Source organism: Mycobacterium sp. TH-M15, from assembly GCF_057473705.1.
Genome location: NZ_JBYCLB010000264.1, coordinates 1 through 2262, shown reverse-complemented (window position 1 = coordinate 2262; position 2262 = coordinate 1). Strand labels below are relative to the sequence as shown.

At 73.7% G+C, this 2262-nt stretch carries 3 protein-coding genes; all 3 read right to left on the bottom strand.

The window, feature by feature from the left end:
- Positions 1 to 571 (bottom strand): acyltransferase domain-containing protein (locus tag AC2VNT_RS06260; RefSeq protein WP_486946029.1); only part of this gene is annotated, 571 nt, incomplete at its 3' end.
- Entirely contained in the window at positions 565 to 1872 is a 1308-nt protein-coding gene (locus AC2VNT_RS06255; protein WP_486946028.1) for a beta-ketoacyl [acyl carrier protein] synthase domain-containing protein, read from the bottom strand. The genes AC2VNT_RS06255 and AC2VNT_RS06260, both read right to left, overlap by 7 nt.
- A partial coding sequence (locus tag AC2VNT_RS06250) for a thioesterase II family protein (protein WP_486946027.1) occupies positions 1865 to 2262 on the bottom strand: 398 nt, incomplete at its 5' end. The genes AC2VNT_RS06255 and AC2VNT_RS06250, both read right to left, overlap by 8 nt.

Genomic DNA, 2262 nt, shown 5'->3' with positions numbered 1-2262 from the left:
CGCCGAGGCTGTGGCCGACGGTGATGTCGGGCAGCACCCCGAACTGCCGCCAGGTGGCGGCCAGCGCGGCGGCGTGGCTGAACTGGGCGGCTTGCAGCTGCACCGGGTCGGCCTGCCCGGCGCCGCGCAGGTAGTCCAGCGGTGCGGCGCACCCGGCGCGGCGGAACGCCTCGTCGCAGCGGTGCACCTCGGCGCGGTAGGCGGCGGTGTCGAGCAGTTCGGCGCCCATCCCCGGCCACTGAGTGCCCTGTCCGGGGAAGACGAACGCGGTGCGGGCCGGTTCGGCGCGATCCGAGCGCGCCACCAGCGGATGTTCGGCGCCGTGGTAGACCGCGCCCAGCCCGGCGATCAGTTCGGCGGTGTCGCGGGCGCGGACCACCGCGCGGTGCCGGCGGATTCCCCGGGTGGCTCGCAGCGTGTGCGCGACCGCCGCGACGCCGACCTGTCCGCCATCCGATCGCAGGTAGGCCAGCAGCCCGGCGGCCTCGGCCGCCACCAGGTCGGCGGCGTGCGCCGAGATCAGCACCGGGATGCGGCCGTCGGGCAGCGCGGGCTGGTGGGCGCTCAGCATGCGGTGTCCATCGCGACGATCAGGTGGGCGTTGGTGCCGCTCATGCCGAACGCCGACACCGCGCCGATCCGGCGGCCGTCGCGCGCCGGCCAGTCGGTGGGGGCCTCGGCCAGGGTGAGGCCCTGCCCGGCCCAGTCGACGTCGTCGCGCGCGCCGGCGCCCAGATGCAAGGTGGCCGGGATGGTTTCGTGCTCGCCGGCCAGCAGCACCTTGGCCAGGCCCAACGCGCCGGCGGCGGCCTGGCTGTGGCCGATGTTGGATTTCACCGACCCCAGCCGCGGCCCGGTTCCCGGGGCGGTGCCGTAGACGCCGATCAGCGAGCGCAGCTCGATCGGGTCGCCGACCCGGGTGCCGGTGCCGTGCCCTTCGATCATCCCGACCTGCCCGGGGCGCAGGCCGGCGTCGGCCAGGGTGCGCCGGTACAGCCGCTGCTGGGCGGATTCGCTGGGGGTGAGCAGGCCGGCGGTGTGGCCGTCCTGGTTGAGCCCGCTGGCCAACACTTCGCCGTAGATGTGCCGGTGGTCGCGTTGCGCGTCCGATTTACGTTGCAGCACAAAGATTCCCGCCCCCTCGGCCCAGACGGTTCCGGTGGCGGCGGCGCTGTAGGGGCGGCAGCGCCCGTCGTCGGAGAGCGCGTGCTGTTTGGAGAACTCGACGAAGAAGCCGGGTGAGCCCATCACGCACACCCCGCCGGCGATCGCCATATCGGCGTCCCCGACCCGGATCGCCTGCACGGCCAGGTGCAGCGCGGAGAGCGCCGAGGAGCAGGAGGTGTCGACGGTGAGCGCGGGGCCGGCCAGCCCGAGGGTGTAGGCGATCCGCCCGGAGATCACCGACAGCGCGGTGCCCGGCAGCAGGTGTCCGCTGTGCGCGGAGAACTGCGCCATGTCCGGGCCGTAGCCGGTGACCGAGGCGCCCAGGTAGACCCCGACGTGGTGGCCGGACAGGTCGTCGGGGTTGATCCCGGCGTCTTCCAGGGCGCGCCAGGCCACCCGCAGCGCCACCCGCTGCTGCGGGTCCATCGCGACCGCCTCCCGGGGGGCGATCCCGAAGAAGCCGGCGTCGAATTCGGCGGCGCCGGACAGGAATCCGCCGGCCTCGCAGATCGGTTTGAAACCGTTGCGGGTGGAACCGTCGATCAGCTCACCCACCGCCCAGTCCCGGTCGGTGGGGATGGGGCCCAGAGCTTCGCGGCCGTCGGCCAGCAGTGACCAGTACGCCTCGGCGGTGTCGATGCCGCCGGGCGCCTCAATCCCCAGCCCGACGATCACCACCGGGTCGACAAGACGCCGGTCAGGCATCGGCGATGATCCGGCCGGCCAGGGTCTCGATGTGCTCGTAGTGGTAGAAGTGCCCGCCGTCGTAGAGCGACAGCGTGCACTCACCGGTGGTGTGCCCGGCCCAGCGCTCCAGCAGCTCGGCGTCGATCCGCTGATCGTCGCGGCCGCCGAGCACGTGGATGTCGGCGCCGATCGTCACGTCCGGCGCGCACACATAGCGGTTGAACGCCAGGTAGTCGGCGCGCACCGGGGTCAACAGCAGGGTGAGGAACTCCTGGTCGGCCAGCAGCCGCGGGTCGGTGCCGCCGAGCTCGGCCAGTTCGGCGCGCAGTTCGGCATCCCCGGTGCCCAGTTTGCGCAGCCCGGCCACCGCGCCGGGCGCCGGCCCGGCCGAGGCCCACAGCCGCTGGA

Coding starts and splice junctions, on each gene's coding strand:
- AC2VNT_RS06255 (WP_486946028.1), bottom strand. CDS start 1,872: ATGCCTGACCGGCGTCTTGTCGACCCGGTGGTGATCGTCGGGCTGGGG.